Consider the following 18,541-nt stretch of genomic DNA (forward strand, 5'->3'; position numbering starts at 1 on the left):
GGCGGCTCAGGACCGGGGGTGGACCGCTCGGGCCGGTCGGCGCCCCGGACCCGCCGCCGGGGGCCGCGGGCAGCGGCAACGGCGGCTGAACGGCGGGCGAGGCCAGCGGGGCGACGGGGAGGGGGGTGCGCTGGACCGTGGGGGTGGGGCCGGAGGGAGCCGATGCGAAGGGAGGAGGCCAGGGCGCGGGGGCCGCCGGTGCTGAGGGCTGGGACCGTGCGGGGCGCGCGGCGGTCGGGGCGGGGGCGGCGATCGGGACGCGAGCCGGTCGGGCGGCGCCGCGCCGGACGGTGGGCGCGGAGAGGGACGCGGCGTTCACGGGCGCGGCGGAGAGGGGGGCGCCGATGGCAGGGGTACGCCGGGCGTCCGCGACCGGGGGCGCGGCCTGCTTGCGCTGAACGAGAGGAGGGGCAGCCGGGATTGCGGATGGCTGAGGAGGCGGCGCGGGCGTGCCCGTCAACGGCGAGGCCGGCGGGGCTACGGCCACGGGCGCCGGGCCCGCACCGGAGCGTACGGAAGTCGGGGCGCCGAGACCGAGCCGCGGTGGCTTGCCATGGGCGGTGCGCTGGACCTGGGGCAGGGCTGAGGGCGGCGCGGCCGGGCGCGGGGTGCCCGTGGGGGCCGGTGGCCGGGCGAAACCAGGGGCCGGCTGCCGGTCCGGGGACGAAGTCGATGGAGAAGACGACGCGGGAGTCGACGGCTCCGCCGAGGTGGCGGACGAGGGCCGCACCGGGGGTGCGGGATCGATGGGCGTGCGCGGCGCACCAGCGTCTTCCGCCGACGAGGGACGGGTTCCCGCGGGACGCACAGCCGCGCGCTGAACGGGCGGCTGCGTGGAAGCGCCTTCAGCCCCCGGTGCGGCCTCCCGCCGCGGTGACGCGGGGAGAGCTGCGCTGCGGGGCCCTGGAGCGTGGGGCGTCGATGCGGGCAAGGCCGCGGCTCCCCGGGACTCCGTGGTGGCGGGGGCGCCGCCGGGCGGCTGCCCGGCGGGCCGAGGCGTCTGCGGGCGCGCACCGGGCGGCGCGGACCGCCGGACAGCGACGACTGGCGGCTGCCCGGCGGGCCGAGGTGTCTGCGGGGCAGGCTGGGTCTGCGGGGCTCGCGGCCCGTGAGGAGCGACGGGACCTCCCGGGCTCGCGGTGGCCGAGCCGGAGGCTTCGGCAGGCTGCACGGGAGCGGACGGCGTACGGCTCGCTTCCTCGGCCCGACCGGGCAGCGCCGGGGACGCCGACGACGGTGCGGTGACGGCGCCGGGAGCGGACGGCACCGACGCCCCGGGACCGCCCCGGCCCGCAGGGGATGCCGTCCTGCCAGGTACCGCCGAGCGCTGGACCGGAGCCTGCGCTCCCTGAGAGGCACCGGAGGAAGAGCCACTGGCGGAAGCGGCGGACCCGCTGAGAGCGGACGAACTCCGCGCACCGGAGCGCCCTGTGGCCACAGCTCCCGGCCCGGAGGAACCCGTGCCCGAGGAACCCGTGCCTGAGGGGCCCGTGCCTGAGGGGCCCGTGCCTGAGGGGCCCGTGCCTGAGGGGCCCGCAGCGGAAGAGCCCATGCCGGGGGTCCCCGCCGCCGAGGAGCCCGCAGCCGAAGACCCCCGGGCCGAGGAACCCACACCGGGAGAGCCAATGCCCGGCGGTCCCATGACAGAACGCCCCACCGCCGAGGAACCCGCAGCCGAAGACCCCCCGGCCGAAGAACCCACACCGGGAGAGCCCGTGACCGGCGGTCCCATGACAGAACGCCCCACCGCCGAGGAACCCGCAGCCGAAGACCCCCGGGCCGAGGAACCCACGGACGAAGGTGCCGCGTCCGTGGACCTGGTGGTCGGCGGGCCGCCCGGCACGTTTGCCGCCTCCGGGTCTCCCGAGGAGTGTGGCGCGGGCGCCTGGACCGGGAGCGGCGGGAGGGGGGCCGCGGGCGGGCGCGGTGAGGGCGTGGGCGGCTGGGCCGCGCCCCGGCGCACCGGTTGCCCGAGGCCTGTCGGACGGTTGCTCGGTGTCGCCGGTGCGGCCGGGGCTCCAGCCCCCGCGGGGGAGCCGGCTCCACCGGGACCACCGTCCGGGCCGTCGCCGCCCGGAGTCGGTGCGGGCGTGGTCTCCCGCCGGACGGCCGTCGGCAACGCGCGCCGCTGTACGGCCGTAGAGGCCGGCCGGGCCTGCGTCAGGGACGGCCGACGCGCCGGAACCGAGGGCGCGGGCACCGGGGTCGCGCGGACACCGCCCACCGGACGCGGGGCGTTCACGGGACGCGCCGCCGGCCGGACGGGCTCGACCTGAACCAGCGGAGCCGGCGAGGGGACAGCCGTAGCCGCCGGAGCCGGTTCCGTCACGGGAATGCGGCGCAGTGGCACAGCGGGCCTGCGCTGTGCCGGCGGGAGCCCGGCGTCCGCACCCGGTGCCTGCCCGAGCGCCCTCAAGGGCAGTGCTTCGGTGACCCCTTCGAGCCCCGGCCGCGCGGACCCCGGCGTCGAGAGGGAGCTCGCCAGCATCGCGCTCGTCGTGCCGTCGAGGACCGCGTGCGACCGCGTGTTCATGAAGGACGGGTTCTGCCAGGTGGGCAGGGAGCCGCCGAAACGCGCGTCGGCGACGCCCGCGTCCGCGCGGGACCCCGTGCGCGGGGCGAGGGCACGCTGAAGGGGCGGCAGCCTGGTCCACCCGGCCGCCGCCGCCCGCGTCGGGGCCGCCGAGCTCCCGGACGCCGTAGCAGTACCGTCCCCGGTGGAAGCGGCGGCACCCGGCTCCGGTGCCGCCGACGCCCCCGGCCCCGCCGAGGAACGACCCCGCCACCGATCCAACAACCCCACAGTTCAGTCCCCCGCTTCGCCGCGCGTCACCAGGGACGCGATCTCCTGCGCGTACCGGCGGCGGTCGTGGTGTTCCAAGTCCAGGATCTGGTCCAGGCCCCAGTGGAAGTGGTAGGCGACGTACGCGATCTCCTCGTGCAGTCGGTCGGTCGCGTACGTCACGATTCCCCCAGGCGGCTCCCGCCGAGTTCCACCTCGAAGGACTCCGAGCAGTGCGGGCACTGCACGGCTGCGCGGGTGTGGCCCTCCGCGTTGATCTGGCGGTAGAAGTCCTGGAGGAACGCCAGGTCGGAGGCGAACATGTTCTCCACCGTCCCGTCGTGCACCAGGGGCAGCGTGCCGAGCCGGGTGATGACCCGGCCGAGCAGCACCACCGACAGGAACGCCGGGTTCTCCTGCACCCGGACGTCCCGCAGCGGGATCAGCTCGTCCCGCGCGGTCGCCAGACGCATCACGCCGTCCCGGTGGACGGTGCCCGACTCGTCGACGTACCCGCGCGGCAGCTGGAAGGGGAACTCCGTGCGCAGCACCTGCTGTTGCTCGGGCGGCGGCTGGTGCGCGGCCGGCGCCGGTGCCGCGGCCCGGACCGCCCCGGAACCGCTCGCCGTCTCCGCCCCGGCGGCCCCCGCCGCCGCGTCCGGCGCGGCCGGGTCCGCGCCGGGGTAGGTGACGGCGGCGCCCCCGGCCCTGGCGGGCGAACGCCGCATTATTCGATGACCAGTTCTTCGAAGGTGATGGTCACGGTCTCGGTGAGCGCGGACGCCTCACCCGCCTTCACGGCACTCGCGTCGATCTTGCTGCACCACGCGTTGCGCAGGTGGTAGCGCTTGGTGGGGCTGTTGACGAAGTCCATGAAGATGATCGTGGCGTTCTTGCGGGCCGTGCCCATCTGCCCCTGGATCGACTCGTTGATCCACTGGGTGAACGAGGCCGACTGGGTCATGCCGCGTACGACCGTGCAGGTGCCGTTCTTCTTCACGCCGGGCAGGTTCTTGACCGTGTTGAGGCCGGTGGTCCCGGCGTTCTGCTGGTAGGTGATGACGTCCTGCTCGATGGACAGACCGCTGACCTCGGCGAGGTACTCGACCATGACCCCGTCGATCTGCAGGGCGAAATTGTGTGAGGTGAGGCTGTCACCCGGCTGGAGACTCATGTGTTCGCTGTCCTTCTGGAGCGGTCCGAGGGCGTGGTGGTGGTGACCTGCGAGGGGCGGGGCCCGGGCCGGGCTACTCCTCCAGCTCCCCGTTGCCGCTGGAGAACTGGGCCAGCCGGAAGATCACGAACTCGGCGGGCTTGACCGGCGCGATGCCGATCTCGCAGATGACCCGGCCGAGGTCCACCGACTCCGGGGTGTTGGTCTCGTCGTCGCACTTGACGTAGAAGGCGTCCTCGGCGCGCTGGCCGAACAGGGCGCCCTCGCGCCACTCGTTGACCAGGAACGCCGAGATGTTGCGCCGGATCCGCGCCCACAGGTTGTGGTCGTTCGGCTCGAACACCACCCACTGCGTGCCGATCAGGATCGACTCCTCCAGGTAGTTGAAGTACCTGCGGATGTTCAGGTAGCGCCAGGCCGGGTCCGAGGAGAGGGTGCGCGCCCCCCACACCCGGATGCCACGGCCGGGGAAGGAGCGGATGCAGTTGACGCCGATCGGGTTGAGCAGGTCCTGTTCACCGCGGGTGACCTGGTACTCCAGGTCGACCGCGCCGCGTACGACCTCGTTGGCGGGCGCCTTGTGCACGCCGCGCTCGGAGTCGCTGCGGGCCCAGATGCCGGCGATGTGGCCGCTCGGCGGGATGATGCGGGCCGCGCCGGTGGACGGGTCGAAGGACTTGATCCACGGGTAGTACAGGGCCGCGTACTTGGAGTCGTAGCCGGCGGTCTCCTGGCGCCACACCCGGATCTGGCGGGCGTTCAGGCCCGGTGGCGGGTCGATCACCGCGACGCGGTCGCCCATCAGCTCGCAGTGCGCGATCAGGCCCAGCTGGACGGCCTTGACGGCCTCCAGGTCGATCGCGCCGCGCTGGTAGGCGGCCATCAGGTCGGGGACGGCGACCATGGAGACCTCGTCGACGGCCTCCAGACCACCGAAGCCGGTACGGTCCGCGGAGTCACCGAGGTACTCGGCCGGGCCGGGGTGCGCGTCGTCCTGGCCCTTGGCTGCGGGGACCGGCGCGGGGGCGGGCGCCGGCGCCGCCAGGGCCAGCGTCTGGTTGTCGGGGCGGGCCAGCTGGGCGGCGGGCACGGCCTCGATGACGGTGATGAGCTTGGACCGCTCCTTCACCTGGGTGACGACGTAGTTCCGGCCGCCCTTCTTGGCGGTCACGTCGAAACTCTCGACGGTCTGGTCGCCGTCCTTGACGTTCAGCCTGAAGCGTTCGGCCGGCCCTTCGCCGTCCGCGTCGGCGACCTCCACGCTCAGCCGGCCGCCGCTGGGGGCGGAGCCGGTCGCGGACACCGAGAAGGTGCCCAGCTGTGCCGGTTCGCCCGCGGACAGCGCGGCCCGGGAGGCGGCGCCGACCGCCGGGGCGGACGTGCCGCCGGCGTTCGCCCGGTCCAGGGGGGCGCCCTCGGCGGAGCCGCCGACGCGGACCACGTAGGCGGCCGTACCGCCGTTGTTGAAGAAGCCGTAGACGGAGTGCGCCAGGTAGTACCCGTCGGTGAACTCGCCGAAGTGGGCGACGTACTGGGTCCAGTTGGTCACCAGGGTCGGCTCGTTCAGCGGACCGCTCGGGGCCAGGCCCACGAAGGCCGCCACCGACGTCCCCACTCCCTCGATCGGGCGCGAGCCGCTGGCCACCTCCTCGACGTAGACGCCGGGTGACAGGTAGGACGGCATGCTCTGCTCTCCTCGTGGTACGAGCCAGGAACCACCCCAGCCTCACGCGCGCGGGGCGAGGCGGAAACGGCCCCGGGGGCCAGGTACGGGGCATGCCCGTTGCCCCCGCTGCTGCCCCTGAGGGCATCTCGGACGACGCTGCCCCGGAGGCCGTACGGGCAGGCCCGCGCGCGCCCCCCGCCCGTGCACTTTCGCGCAGCAAGCCTGCCCCGGCGCTCCTGTCCCGGCCCTCTCCCGCCGACTAACGTGCACGCGTGAGCCTGTGGACATCCCTCGAACCCGCCTCCGCCACCGTCGATCCGGGCAGCACCACCCGCGTGCGGCTGCGGCTGCGCAACACCGGTGACGTCGTCGACGAGTACCGCTTCGAACCGGTGGGCCCCGTCGCCCCCTGGACCACGGTCGAACCACCGTCCCTGCGGCTCTATCCCGGCACCACGGGCACCGTCGAGCTGACCTTCGCGCCCCCGCGCACCCCGGACGCGACGGCCGGCCCCAACCCGTACGCCGTGCGGATCACGCCCACCGAGCACCCCGAGGCGACCACCGTCCCCGAGGGAAACCTCACCATCACGCCGTTCACCGAGGTGCGCGCCGAACTGGTGCCGCCGACCGTCAAGGGCCGCTTCCGGGGCCGCCCGAAGCTCGCCGTCGACAACCTGGGCAACACCAGGCTCACCGCCACCGTCAACGGGGCGGACAACAGTGACCAGTTGGCGTACGACATCTCCCCGAGCAACGTACAGATCGAGCCCGGCCGGGCCGCCTTCGTCGACGCCACGCTCAAGCCGCGCCGGATCATCTGGTTCGGGACGAAGGAGCGCCATCCGTACAAGCTCTCCGTGCTCCGGTCGGGGTCCCAGCCCCTCGCTGCCGAGGGCACCTATCTGCAGCCCGGTTTCCTGCCCCGCTGGCTGGCGACCTTCTTCGGACTGCTGACGGCCCTCGCGGTCGCGTTCGCGATGTTCTGGTTCACCCACAAGCCGGGCGTGACCACCGCCGCCACCGAGGTCAACGCCGCCGAGGCCGGTGCGACGCTCCAGCCGACCCCGTCGCCCCCGCCCAGCCACAACACGGCCCCCGATCCCGTGCAGACACAGCCTGAGCAGAAGCCCAGCACCGGGGGCGGGCCTGGCGGCGGCGGGGCGCCGTCCACCCCGAAGCACAAGAAGCCCGCCCCCGTGGTGCCCGCGAGCAACGTCCTGCTCTACAACCCGACCACCAAGAAGTGCGTGGACATCCCGGGCTACGACAAGGGCACGATCAACGGCCCCGTACGGGAGTACGTCTGTGACGGCTCCGACCACGACAACCAGCTCTTCGACCTCGACGTGCAGGACGAACACGGCGGTCCCGGCGGCGCGGCCCTGTTCCTGATCCGCAACGTCAAGGACGGACTCTGCCTGGACCTGCCGTACAACGGGCCCGCGCCCGTCGGGCAGAAGATCACCGAGTACACCTGCGACGCCACGCAGGACAACCAGCTGTACTGGGCCGACAAACAGAAGAACGGCGAGTACTGGATCCGTAACTTCACCAGCAACCAGCTCTGCATCGGCGTGGACGGCGACTCCAACGGCGGAGACGACACCGACCTGGTCCTCGACAACTGCACCAACTACGAGGACCAGCAGTGGAAGATCGTGCACCCCGAACAGGGGTGATCGGTCCGGCTACCAGGTGCCCTCGCCGGGCACCAGCCGCCCCGCCTTGCGGTACTCACGGCGGGCCCCCTCCAGGAGGTCCGCCGTCGTCACCGTCTCCCCCCGGCCGGCTGCCAGGTAGGCCGCGGTGACCACGGCGGAGCGGATCGTGCCGCCCGCCAGCTCGAACTCCCGCGAGAGCCCGGCGATGTCGCGCCCCGCCTCGGCGCCGCCGGGCACGTGGGAGAGGCTGTGCCGCCACAGGGCGCCGCGCTGCTCCACGTCGGGGAAGGGGAAGTCGACGACGAGGTCGAGCCGGCGCGTGAACGCCTCGTCTATGTTGGCGCGCAGGTTCGTGGTGAGCAGCGCGATGCCGTCGAAGGACTCCAGGCGCTGGAGCAGGTAGGCACTCTCCATGTTGGCGTACCGGTCGTGGGCGTCCTTGACCTCGGACCGCTTTCCGAACACCGCGTCGGCCTCGTCGAAGAGCAGCACGGCGTCGGTGCGGTCGGCCTCGGTGAAGATCCGTTCCAGGTTCTTCTCGGTCTCGCCGACGTATTTGTCGACCACGGACGACAGCTGGACGACGTAGAGGTCCAGGCCGAGTTCGGCGGCGACGACCTCCGCGGACAGGGTCTTCCCGGTGCCGGACTCGCCCGCGAACAGGCCGAGCACGCCCCGGCCGCGCCCGCCGCCCGCGCTGAGCCGCCAGTCGCCGAGGACACGGTCGCGGTGGCGGGCGCGCAGGGCGAGTTCGCGCAGCTGGGCGAGGGGCTTGTCGGGCAGGACGAGGTCGCCCCAGTCGACGTCCGGGCTGATCCGGCGGGCGTGCCGTTCGAGCCCCGAGGCCCCTTGCTGGCGGGCGGCCAGCCGCAGGTGGGCGGCGGTGAGCGGGGCGCCGTCGAACCCGGCGAGGCCGCGCGCGGCCCGCGCCGCCCGGGCGACCCGGTCGCCGCCGAGCCGGTACGGCGCCACGGTGGCCGCCAGGTCGAAGCCCAACTCCTCTTCTTCGATGCCGCCTTGGCTCAGTCCGCTCGCCCAGGCGTGCGCCGCGCCCGCGTGCTGCCGGGGCGCCTCCAGGACCAGCGGGTCGTTCTCGCACCACTGCGGGTCGTAGGGGCGGGGCGCGACGAGGACCACGGGGAGATCCGGGGCGGCGGTCAGCGTCCGCAGCAGCTCCGCCGGTCGCTCCGGCAGCGAGGACAGGACCACGGCGCGGCCGCCCAGCCGGGCCTCGCGCAGCAGGCCGGGGACCTGGTCCTCGGGGCCGGTGCAGTGCAGGGCGGCCAGGCCCACGGTCCCGAGGGCGGCACGCACGGCGGCCAGGCCGTCGCCCTCGCGGCGCTCGTGCAGGTAGACGACGGTGGGCGGGTCGGTGGCGAGCCGCGCCCCGAGCCGCTTGGCGAAGTCGCCGCCGGCCGCCGTCTGCGTCCCGGGCAGGAGTTCGCTCACCTGCCCTGCCAGGGCCGGGTCCGGGGTGTCGTCGCCAAGGAGGTGGGCGAGGAGCCGGTCGGGCACCCGCAGGGCGCGGGAGAGGAAGGGGCGTTCGGGCTCTTCCACGGTGAGCAGCCCGAACGCGGTCAGCGGCGCCGCCGGATGGAAGCGGGCCCGCGCGTCCGCCAGGTGGGCCGGCAGCCCGCACAGGTCGAGGGCGAGGCCGACGGTGGCGCGGCGGCGGCTGACGTCGTCGTTGAGGTAGCCGTACAGCGGCTCGAAGCCGCGGTCCAGGTCCGGAGCGAGGGCGATGAGCAGGACGGTGGCGTCGAGTTCGGTCAGGCCCAGCCGCCGGGCGAGCCGGGTGAGCCGGTCGTCGCGGGCCGCGGTGGGCGGCTGCTCGGCGGGCGGCTGCTCGTTCGGCGGCCCCTGATGTGGTGGGCGGTGCAGCAGGTGCCGTACGGCGTCGTCGGACAGGTACAGGCCGCGCAACGGGTCACCGGCCGTCGGGTCGTCGGCGGAACGCCGGTCCACGAGCGCGCCGGCACGGGCGCGCAGCTCGTCGAGCCGGGCGAGCAGTGCGTCGGCGGGGGCGCCGGGGTCAGGGGTGGTGCCGCTCAACGCGCGCTGCCTTCGGCGGACTCGGAGATCTGTCCGGCCGTGCGCCGGGCAGCCCGGGCCGCCTTGGCCGCCTCGACCTGGCTGGTCCGGTGCCCGCGCGCTTCCGTGGCCTCCGGCGGGCCGTCGAGCCTGCGGGCCCGGACCACGGCGCCCTCGGTGACGGGCGGGCCGGCGTCGTACTCGGGGAACGCGGGGAACGGTGCGGTGACCACGAGGTCCAGGGACGGCTTGAGTTCGCCGCCGAGCGCGGACCAGATCTCCGCGAGGGACTTGGCCTCCGACTGGATTCCGGCCACCGACAGCGGCACGGCCAGGCCCAGCTCCCCGAGCGCGCCGGGCAGTTCGCTCGCGGGCAGCAGTTCCTGCGGCAGCAGCGTCGCCATCACCGCGGACAGCAGCCGGTGTTCGTCCTGCGGCTGCTTCGTCCACGCGGTCACCAGGTACGACAGCCGGAACCAGCGCGGTGGCTGACGGCGCTTGACGACGACGTCCCGTTCGTCGCGGATCTGCTGGTGACCGCGCTGGCGCCGGTGGGTGTCCTCACGGATGTCGTACAGGTAGCAGTTGATGGTGGGCGCGTTGCGGCGCGCCGCCCAGTCGCGGGTCGGCGCGTCCAGGGTCACGTCGACGCCGGAGCCCGCGAGCGCGCCGCCGGACAGCAGGCGCTTGAGCACCTCGTCCACCTCGTGGATCACCGTCACGCTCCCGAACCGTCGCGGCCGTCGTCGATGGGCCGGCCGTGTGTCCATCCTGCCGTTCACTCCACCCGGCCGCGCCAGGCACGGCGGGGCAGGCGTGTTGGCCCATAGGTGCTGTTCAAGTGCCCGTTCGGTCAGATGTAGCCTTCTCGGAGGGCATGGGCCACGGCATGTGCGCGATTGCGAAGACGCAGCCGTGTGGTCAGCCCGTGCATGACGTTCTTGACCGTGCGTTCGGAGTAGGACAGTTTGCTTGCGATCTCCCCGGTGTCGAGACCCTCGGCCACCAGACGCAGCACGTCCACCTCGCGCGGCCCGAGGCCCGAGGACGGTCCGCCGGGGCGGCCGGCCGCACTGCGGTGCAGCGTTCCCACCTGGCTGATGAGCCGGCCGAGCAGGTCGGAGGGCAGGTCCCCGTCACCGCGGGCGGCGGCGAGCACGGCCTGCACCAGACGGTGGCCGGTGGCCTCGTGGCGCCACACGATGGCACCGACCCCGCACTCGATCACTTCGAGCAGGTCGGTCTCGCGCAGCGCGGCCACGACGAGGACGGCCCGGCCGCCCTCGCTGCGCACGAGGCGGCGCAGCCGGGTCAGCGCGGGTTCGTCGAGCGCGTCGCTGATGAGGAGCGCGACCGTGCCGGGCCCGCCGTCCTCGTCCTGGCGCAGGTCGATCTCGGGGTGTCTGCGCAACTGGCTGAGCGCGCCCTCCCGGGAGATCGGGTCCGGGGCGTGCACCACCACCGGTATCCGCTCCGCCGGGACCGTAACGGTGCCTGTGGTGCGGTGTGTGCCGAGCAACCGTCTCCCCCATGTCCTTCACGCGCGCGCCACCTGGCCGGGTGGCGTGTGTGCCTGATCCACCCTGTCCGGGGAAGAGCGCGGCGCGCAATCGTGGAGCACCACGAGAGGGACCACGAGATCGGGCGGCCGCGACCACTACGGGGGCGTCGGCGCGGGGCGGGTGCCGGCCGCGGCGGAGCCGGCGGCGACGTGGTGCCGGCGACGCGTTCGAGCCTCGTGGGACGCGTCACGCCAACCACATCCCGGTGGGGACCGTCCTGCACTGCGAGGAGTCACGTCCGTGAAAGGAGGCTGCGATGTCCGGACCGTTAGGCGTTGTCCTGCCCCCCGTCGAGCCGATGCCCGAACATCGGGAGGCGCTCGCCCTGGTGGCCGAGCAGGCGGAGCGGGCGCGGGCCGGCTCCGGCCGGGTCGTCCTCGTCCGCGGCGCGACCGGCACCGGCCGCACCACGGTCCTGGAGGCCGCCGCAGAGGACGCCGCGGCGCGTGGCATGCGCGTGCTGCGGGCCCGCTGCTTCGCGGAGAACGCGGGGGTGCCCTTCGGTACGGTGCTCCAGCTCCTCGGTTCCGCGCCGGGGTCCCCGCCGGCGCCCGGGGAGGGTGACGAGCGGGCCCGTGGCGACGAACTGTGGCGGGCCCTGCGGTCGTACGCCGCCGAGACGCCGCTCTTCGTCGCCGTGGACGACGTGCACCTGGCCGACGCGCCGTCGCACCGCTGGCTGCTGGAATCGGCGCGCCACGTGGGCGGGCTGACGCTGCCACTGCTCATCGCGGTCACCGAACGCAGCCAGTACGACATAGATCCGCCCGCGACGGGCTTCGCGCACACCCTGTCTCCGGCCCTCGTGCACACGCACACCCTGTCTCCGCTGAGCACGAACGCCGCCGAGGAACTGGTGCGTTCGGCGCTTCCGGACGGAACCGTAGCCGACGTGCTGGCCGGTTGTGTACGGGCGGGAGCCAACAATCCTCTGCTGATCCGCGCGTTGCTCGACGACCTGGGCGCCGACGGCCGCCGGACCTCCGCACCGGAGCGGGTGCCGGAGGCGTCCGCCGCGCTGTACCCGGGGGCGTACCCGGCGGCCGTCTCGTGGTGGCTGGACAGCGCGGGCCCGGCCACGACCGAGGTCGCGCGCATCCTGGCCATCCTGGACGAGGGCCTGGACGCCCGCGCGGCGGCGCTGTCCCCGTACGACGGCGCCGTCGCCCCGCACTGTCACGCCGCCGGACTGCCCGGTCTGCTGGGTGAGTTGACCGGCACGGACCCGGCCCGGGTGAGCGGGTGGCTGACCGCCATGACCGGCTTCGGCCTGCTGCGCCGGGACCGCACGGGCCGCCCGCACTACGCCCACCGCCTGCTGCGGGACGCGATCCTCACCGGCGTGCCGACGGCGCGGCGGAGCGCCGCGCACCGGGCGGCGGCCCGCGCGATGCTGCAGCGCGGCGCGCCCACGGAGTCGGTGGCACGCAGGCTCCTGGCGGCCGACGGCACAACCGAGGAGACGGCACCCTCGTGGGCCTTCGCCGTCCTCCGGGACGCGGCGGAACTGGCCGTCGGGGACGCCCGGACCGACGACGCCGTGACATATCTGCGCCGCGCCCTGGCCGAGCCCCTGCCCGAGCCCCACCGGCAGCGCCTACTGACCGAACTGGGCTCCCTGGAACACACCTTGCAGGGCTCACCGGCGGGCATCCCCCGGCTGTCGGAGGCCGTGCGCCTGGCGGCGGAACCGCACGACCGGGTCCGGGCGGCCATGGCCCTGGGCACGGCGCTCGCGGGACGCGGCAAGGCCCGGTCGGCGGTGCACGTGCTGCGCGAGGCCGGCGGCCGGCTGCACGGCCGGCCGGACCTGTTGCGTACGCTCAGGACGGCTTCCGCGATGCTGTCCGAGGAGGACCAGGCGGTACGGCGCGAGGTGTACCGGCTGACGGCCGACACCGCCGCGCACTCCCCCGAACTCCTGGGCGCGGCGGGCCAGTCGCTCCTGGTGCGCCACGCTTCGACGGGCGGCCTGACGTCGGCGGATGAGGCGATGCGCCGGGTCCGCGTGCTGCTGGCCGAACCGGCGGACCCTCTGTCGGATCCCTTCCTGGTGGGTACGGCGGCGGCGATAGCCCAGTGGGCGGACGAGCTGGACGAGGCGGACCGTCTGGTGAACCGGGGTCTGACGGGTCTGCGTCCCGCGGTCCTGCACCCCATGCGCCGGGCCCTGCTGAACACCCGGGGCGACATAGCGGCGGCCCGCGACGACCACGAGGCCGCGCTGGCCGACCCCGGTGTGTGGCGGAGCCCGCCCGCCGGCACGGTCCCGGGCAACCGGCACGCCCACGCCCTGACGGCGCTCGTCCACACGGGCCGCGTCGCGGAGGCTTGCCGGCTGGCGGATGCCCTGGATCCCCGCGAGGCCCCGGACAACTGGGAGTTCAACCGGTTCCTGTACGCCCGGGGCGCCCTCCGGGCCGCGTCGGGCGACCCGGCGGCCGCCCTGCACGACTTCCTGGAGTGCGGCCGCCGCCAGTCGTCCAGGGAAGTGGTCAGCCCGGTGGTCACCCCGTGGCGCACGGCGGCGGCGGAGTGCCGCCTGGCCCTGGGCAGCCCTCGCGAGGCGCTGACGCTGGCGGCGGAGGAACTGCGCCTGGCCAGGATCTGGAACACCCCGAGAACGGTGGGCCGCGCGCTGTCGGTGGTGGCGGCGGCGACGGGGGGCCGCCGCGGCCTGGATCTGGCGGCGGAGGCGACCGAGCTGCTCCGGGGGGCGCCGTCCCCCACGGAGCTGTCCCGGGCCCTGATCCGGCAGGGCCGGTCCCTCACGGCGGCGGGCGAACGGTCCAGGGCCCGCGACTGCCTGCGCGAGGCGGCGGAACACGCCGAACGCGCGGGCGCCCTCCACCTGCGCGGCCAGGCCGAACGTGCCCTGCGCGAGGGCGGCGCCCGCCGCCCGGCCACGGACCGCACGGGCTCGGGCGCCCTCACGGGCAGCGAACGCCGCATAGCGGAACTGGCGGCGGAAGGCCACACGAACCCGGAGATAGCAGACCTGCTCCACCTGGCCCGCCGCACCGTGGAAACCCACCTGACCAGCACATACCGCAAGCTCGGAATACGCCGAAGGGGAGAACTGAAAGGTGCCCTGAAGAGCAAGCCCTGAGCCTGCGACCATCGACCGCCCCCGGCGGCGTACCGGACTCCGTCCGGCGGACCGGGCGGCGCCGCCCCGACCGCCCGCCGAAGTGACGGTCAGGGCCGCCAGACCACCCGATGCTCCCCCAGCTTCGCCAGCACCGCATGGTTCGCCTCCCAGCCGTCGGGGCTGTTTCCCATGGCCGCCCCCGGCGGCGTACCGGACTCCGTCCGGCGGATTGGCCCCAGCTGCGCCGATCGTCTGCCTGGGCAGGTACCGGAGAGACGGTCAGGGCCGCCAGACCACCCGATGCTCCCCCAGCTTCGCCAGCACCGCATGGTTCGCCTCCCAGCCGTCGGGAAATTTGACCAGGGTGCCCAGCTGGACGGGTTCCGTGGAGGGGTAGTCGTCCAGGAGGTCGGTGACGCCGGCTCGGCAGACGACGATGCAGGCGTGGCGGTGGCGGGAGGCCAGGACGCAGAGGCGGCCGGTCTCCAGGTGGAAGGCGGTGGCGTCGGGGCGGCCGGAGAGGGGGTGCAGGACGACCGTGACGTCGTACTCGCGGCCCTGGAGGCGGTTGGCTGTGTCGACCGTGACGTCCGTGACGCCCAGTTCGGTCAGCGCCGCGCGGACCGCCGCCGCCTGGTCCCGGTGGGCCGTGCCGACGGCGATCCGGTCGGCTGTCAGGGGTGCGGGGTCCGGCGCACGCTCCGAGGTGGCCGCGCCGCCGCGGTCCAACAGGCGCCGTACGACCGTCGCGACCGCGCGCACCGCCTCCGGGTCCGTGCGCGGGGTGTGGCGGGCGGGCAGTTCCAGCAGGCCCCAGCCGGATTCCGCGGCCTCGTCGATCACCCGGTCCGGGCCGGAGTCGTCGGAGGGGACGGCGAAGGCGAGCCGGCGGTCGCCGTGGCCGGTGCCGCTGCGGAACGGGGTGAAGGGGTAGAAGGCGTCCGAGACCAGGGGCGCGGCCGAGGCCGGCAGGCGCCAGGAGACGGGGAGGCGGTGCTGCGGCAGGGCCGGGTTGTGGGCCAGCAGGGTCGTCACCGCCGAGGCCGAGGGGTCGTACGACAGTCCCGCCCACTGCTCGCTGCCGACGATCGCGAACGGGTCAAGCTGGCCCGGGTCGCCCACGAACAGCGCCCGCTCGAACAGCCCGGCCACGGCCAGCAGGGAGTCCGAGCGCATCTGGTACGCCTCGTCGACGATCGCGTGCCGCCACGGCTCGTCCACCTTGACGTGCGCCCACTTCGCGGCCGTGGACAGGACGACCGGCAGGCCGTTCAGGTCGGCCGCCTTCGCGGACGTACGGACGCTCGGCAGGTCGTCGAGCGCCTTGTCGTAGGCGTCGGCGTCGCTGCTGTGCAGGCGGCCCACCGGCAGGTCGGGGTTCTTCTCGGCGAGCCGCACGACCAGGTCGTCGACCTGCGCGTTGGTCTGCGCGACCACCATCAGCGGGCGTCCGGCACCGGCGAGTTCGAGTGCCGCGCGGACCACGAGCGTGGACTTGCCGGCGCCCGGCGGGGAGTCGACGACCACACCGCGGTCGGTGCCGTGCAGCGTGTCGTGGAGGATCGCCTCGGTGGCGCGGGCCGCCGCGGCCGAGGGGTCGAAGCCGACGGTCGTCACAGGACGTCCTCCTGGGTGACCGCGTCCGCGGCCTCTGGTACGGCCTCGCCGGGCGGGCCGCCGTGCGTCCACGGGGTCTGCTCCGGGTCGGGCAGTTTCGCGCCGCCGCGCTGCTCGTGCTCGAACAGCGTGCAGCAGATCCGGTCGCCCTTCTCCGGCACCGAGCCCGGCTCGGGCTCCTTGCCCCGGCCCATCTTGTCGGTGATCCGCAGGACCAGGACCCCCTCCTCCGGGGTGCCCTCGTATCCGACGAACTCCGCCGTCTGCGGTCTGCCGCCCAGCGTGCGGTACACCTTCGCCCGCTCGGCGAGATGCGGCCGGTCGTCCGTGCGGACGGTCACCAGCGGGCGCGGGCTGGGCCGCTTGCCCTCGCTGTACGCCATCACGACGTCGGTCACCTCGCCCGTGAACGCCTCCCCGGCCAGGCGCCGCGCGGCCATCACCAGCGGGTCGTCCAGCGCCTCCTGCGCGTCCAGCCGGGCCTGCTCGCGCTCGCGCGTGGCCAGCTTGTTCGCCGCCGTCACCGCGTCGTCCCGGCGGGGCTGCGGGGGCTCACCCGCCAGGACCCGGTCGCGGTGGCCGGTGAACGACCAGCGGTCGCGGGTCCAGCGCTCCTCCGCGTGCGCGCCCTCGGGCAGCTCCCGCAGCAGGTCCAGGCCCCGCCACACCGCGTCCCAGGTGGGCCTGGTGCGGCTCTCGACCAGCGCGCGGATCTCCCGCTCGGTCGCGGTGAGCGCGCCGAGCCGGTCGTCGGCCTCCAGGGCGTCCTCGGCGGCGGCGAGCGTGATGCGGGCCTGGTCGTAGCGCTCGATGGCGGGGGCCAGCAGCCGGTTGTCGAACGCCGGGTCGGTCGCCGGGCCGGCGGGCGGCAGCAGCAGTTGCCCGGCCGCATCGCGCGCGAGTTCCGCGCGCCGGGCGGCCTCGGCGCCGGTGCTGCCCTCCGGCGGGTCGATCCAGGCGAGCAGGGCGCCGAGGTGCTGGTCCTCGACGCTGGACTGGCCGGTGGCCCAGTGCCGGGACAGCACGTCGGTGAGGGCCAGCAGCAGCGAGGAGCCGGGCACCCGGGCCCGCTCGCCGTAGTGGGTCAGCCAGCGGCCGAGCAGCGGCACGCGGGGCGGCGCCGGGTAGGGCGTCTCCGGGTCCTGCTCGGCGGTGCGCCGGAACCGCATGGACCGCCCGAGCAGCCGTACGAAGTCCAGGCCGGCGCGGCTGGGCACGATCAGCTGGGCCGCGTCCGCGCACAGCTCGACCTCGACCTTCACCCGTTTGCCGGTCTCCGGATCGGTCTCGGTGCGCTCGGCCGCCTCCACGGACGCGGTGTGGTCCTCGATGTACGGCAGGATCACGCCGGCCAGTTCGGCGAGGAACGCGAACCGCAGCTCACGGTCGCGCGGCTGCGGCACGACCAGCAGACGCGGCGCGTCCCGGTCGGTGCCGACCAGCGCACCGAGCGGTGCCCCGGCCTCACCTGCCGTGGTCAACGGCACGAACACCAGCGGCCGCCCGGACAGATGCCGGTGCCGCACGGTCGCGACGGCCTGCGCCCGACCACTGCTGACGGCCTCCAGCCGGGCGAGGGTGGCGATCAGCGACACGACGCCCCCTTCGGGTCCGCGGGCCCGGTCCCGGTCGCCGCCGCCGTCGCACGGGGATCCGACAGGTCTACGTCACCGGAGGTGAGCCCGGACCGATCGGCGGAGGCGGGGCGGTGCGGGTCGTCGGGTGCCCGGCCCTGCGGGACGGCCAGTGTGCGATCGGGCGAGGCGGTGGGTGTCCGGCCCCGCTGGTCGTCGGGGGCGGGCGCGGCCGCGGGCACGGAGCCGGTCCCCCGCCCCTCCCCGGACACACGCGCGTACCCGGCCTCGGACTCGGACCCCGCGTGTTCCCGGGCCGCCTCTGCCAGCGCCTCCGCGCGGAGTTCCGCCGCGCGGCGCAGGGCGGTGACCGTCGGGTCCGTGGGGTCACCGGTTTCGCCGTGGGCGGCTGAGAGGACCTCCTCGACGGTGGTCAGGCCGCCCAGTTCGGCGCGCAGGGGGCGGCCGAGGCGGGTCACCTCGCCGGCCGCGCCGCAACGGTCGCGGCAGTGGAAGGCCAGTTCGCAGGCGGAGAGGCATTCGGGTGCGTAGGTCGCCGGGACCGCCTCGACCGCGGCCGTCAGTTCCTCGGCCGGCAGGGCCGGGGAGAAGCAGGCGCCCGCGGGCAGGGAGTCGGCGATCTCCTCGAGCCGGGTGAGCCGGGTGAGCTGACGGGCGGTGACGGCGCGCTGCTTGCGGACGTCCACGGCGGAGCCGGTGGGCAGGTTGGAGAAGTCCTTCGGGCACACCAGCAGCACCTGGTGCCGGACGACCGGTGCGGGGTCGAGGCGGGCGGCGACCTCCTCCAGGGCCAGCACGTACACCGCGGACTGGCGGGCCGCCGCGCCGACCTTCGCCGGGTCGGCGGAGCCGTCCAGCATGGGGAACGACTTGATCTCCACGACGGTCCAGCTGCCGTCCGGGTGCACCACCACCGCGTCCGGCTCGAGGAACGCGAGCGAGCCGGCCACGTCCAGCGCCACCATGGGGTGGTCCAGCAGCGTCCAGCCGCCCGCGCCGGTGGCCTCGCGCAGCGCCAGCGCCGTACGGGCCGTACGCCCCTCGGGGCCGATGGCGGTCAGGTCGGGTACGGCGGCGGTTCCGTCGGGCGGTTGGGCGCCCGGGTCGAGCCGGGTGTGGGCGAGGCGCAGCAGCTCCGCACCGCCGTCCGCCTTGACGCGCGCCTCGAACGTGTTGCCCCGGATCAGCGCGAACTGCGACTGCCCGGTGCCGGCGGGGGCGCCCAGCGCGCCGGCGAGCGCCGCCTTGTCCACCCCCGCGCCGTCCAGGATCGCCCGTCTGCGGCAGCCGGGGTTGGCGGCGAGCGCCGCGAGGGCGCGCGCGTCCAGTGCCTTGGCCGGTACGTCGGGGCCGCGCAGC

11 protein-coding genes and 1 pseudogene are annotated in these 18,541 nt (G+C 74.9%); 2 read left to right on the forward strand and 10 right to left on the reverse strand.

Annotated features, from left to right (window positions below; genetic code table 11):
- Positions 1–2,806: 2,806 nt before the first annotated feature.
- The 4 genes from ABZ854_RS07380 to ABZ854_RS07395 all read right to left on the reverse strand — a co-directional run bounded on the left by ABZ854_RS07380 (position 2,807) and on the right by ABZ854_RS07395 (position 5,640).
- On the reverse strand, positions 2,807–2,965 hold the full coding sequence (locus ABZ854_RS07380) for a DUF6760 family protein (protein ID WP_164992388.1): 159 nt from the start codon (positions 2,963–2,965) through the stop codon (positions 2,807–2,809).
- A complete protein-coding gene (locus ABZ854_RS07385) occupies positions 2,962–3,510 on the reverse strand; it encodes a hypothetical protein (RefSeq protein ID WP_361205653.1) in 549 nt (182 codons plus the stop codon). Before ABZ854_RS07385 ends, ABZ854_RS07380 begins: the two co-directional genes overlap by 4 nt.
- Complete coding sequence (locus ABZ854_RS07390) at positions 3,510–3,956, reverse strand: phage tail protein (protein WP_129309007.1); 447 nt, start codon at positions 3,954–3,956, stop codon at positions 3,510–3,512. The genes ABZ854_RS07385 and ABZ854_RS07390 overlap by 1 nt, the downstream gene beginning before the upstream one ends.
- Before the next feature lie 73 nt (positions 3,957–4,029).
- Positions 4,030–5,640, reverse strand: coding sequence for a phage tail sheath subtilisin-like domain-containing protein (locus ABZ854_RS07395; protein ID WP_361205657.1), 1,611 nt, complete (start codon positions 5,638–5,640; stop codon positions 4,030–4,032).
- 254 nt (positions 5,641–5,894) lie between these two features.
- On the opposite strand from ABZ854_RS07395, the gene ABZ854_RS07400 reads away from it, so the two are divergent.
- On the forward strand, positions 5,895–7,304 hold the full coding sequence (locus ABZ854_RS07400; protein WP_361205660.1) for an RICIN domain-containing protein: 1,410 nt from the start codon (positions 5,895–5,897) through the stop codon (positions 7,302–7,304).
- Positions 7,305–7,313: 9 nt separating this feature from the next.
- Here the strand turns inward: ABZ854_RS07400 and ABZ854_RS07405 are convergent, their stop codons facing one another.
- The 3 genes from ABZ854_RS07405 to ABZ854_RS07415 form a co-directional block, all read right to left on the reverse strand.
- Complete coding sequence (locus ABZ854_RS07405; RefSeq protein ID WP_361205663.1) at positions 7,314–9,338, reverse strand: ATP-binding protein; 2,025 nt, start codon at positions 9,336–9,338, stop codon at positions 7,314–7,316.
- Positions 9,335–10,033: a DUF4255 domain-containing protein gene (locus ABZ854_RS07410; RefSeq protein ID WP_361205750.1), complete on the reverse strand. Its 699-nt coding sequence runs from the start codon at positions 10,031–10,033 to the stop codon at positions 9,335–9,337. The genes ABZ854_RS07405 and ABZ854_RS07410 overlap by 4 nt, the downstream gene beginning before the upstream one ends.
- Before the next feature lie 137 nt (positions 10,034–10,170).
- A complete protein-coding gene (locus ABZ854_RS07415; RefSeq protein ID WP_361205666.1) occupies positions 10,171–10,779 on the reverse strand; it encodes a LuxR C-terminal-related transcriptional regulator in 609 nt (202 codons plus the stop codon).
- Positions 10,780–11,177: 398 nt separating this feature from the next.
- On the opposite strand from ABZ854_RS07415, the gene ABZ854_RS07420 reads away from it, so the two are divergent.
- Positions 11,178–13,988 carry an AAA family ATPase gene (locus tag ABZ854_RS07420; protein WP_361205753.1) on the forward strand — a complete coding sequence of 937 codons (2,811 nt, stop codon included), beginning with the start codon at positions 11,178–11,180 and terminating at the stop codon, positions 13,986–13,988.
- A gap of 261 nt (positions 13,989–14,249) precedes the next feature.
- Here the strand turns inward: ABZ854_RS07420 and ABZ854_RS07425 are convergent, their stop codons facing one another.
- From ABZ854_RS07425 to ABZ854_RS07435, 3 genes and pseudogenes are all read right to left on the reverse strand, one after another.
- Complete coding sequence (locus tag ABZ854_RS07425; RefSeq protein WP_361205669.1) at positions 14,250–15,587, reverse strand: AAA domain-containing protein; 1,338 nt, start codon at positions 15,585–15,587, stop codon at positions 14,250–14,252.
- Positions 15,584–17,182 (reverse strand): hypothetical protein, encoded by a 1,599-nt coding sequence (locus ABZ854_RS07430; RefSeq protein WP_361205672.1) that lies wholly within the window; start codon positions 17,180–17,182, stop codon positions 15,584–15,586. The genes ABZ854_RS07425 and ABZ854_RS07430 overlap by 4 nt, the downstream gene beginning before the upstream one ends.
- A gap of 296 nt (positions 17,183–17,478) precedes the next feature.
- Positions 17,479–18,540 (reverse strand): annotated as a pseudogene (locus tag ABZ854_RS07435) (hypothetical protein); the annotation flags it as partial.
- Position 18,541 lies beyond the last annotated feature (1 nt).

Origin of the sequence: Streptomyces sp. NPDC047028 (assembly GCF_040644095.1) — a bacterium.
Lineage (GTDB): Bacteria > Actinomycetota > Actinomycetes > Streptomycetales > Streptomycetaceae > Streptomyces.

Bases quoted from the DNA above. Each gene is read 5' to 3' on its own strand.
- ABZ854_RS07385 (WP_361205653.1), bottom strand. From the start codon at position 3,510: ATGCGGCGTTCGCCCGCCAGGGCCGGGGGCGCCGCCGTCACCTACCCC.
- ABZ854_RS07390 (WP_129309007.1), bottom strand. From the start codon at position 3,956: ATGAGTCTCCAGCCGGGTGACAGCCTCACCTCACACAATTTCGCCCTG.
- ABZ854_RS07395 (WP_361205657.1), bottom strand. From the start codon at position 5,640: ATGCCGTCCTACCTGTCACCCGGCGTCTACGTCGAGGAGGTGGCCAGC.
- ABZ854_RS07420 (WP_361205753.1), top strand. From the start codon at position 11,178: ATGCCCGAACATCGGGAGGCGCTCGCCCTGGTGGCCGAGCAGGCGGAG.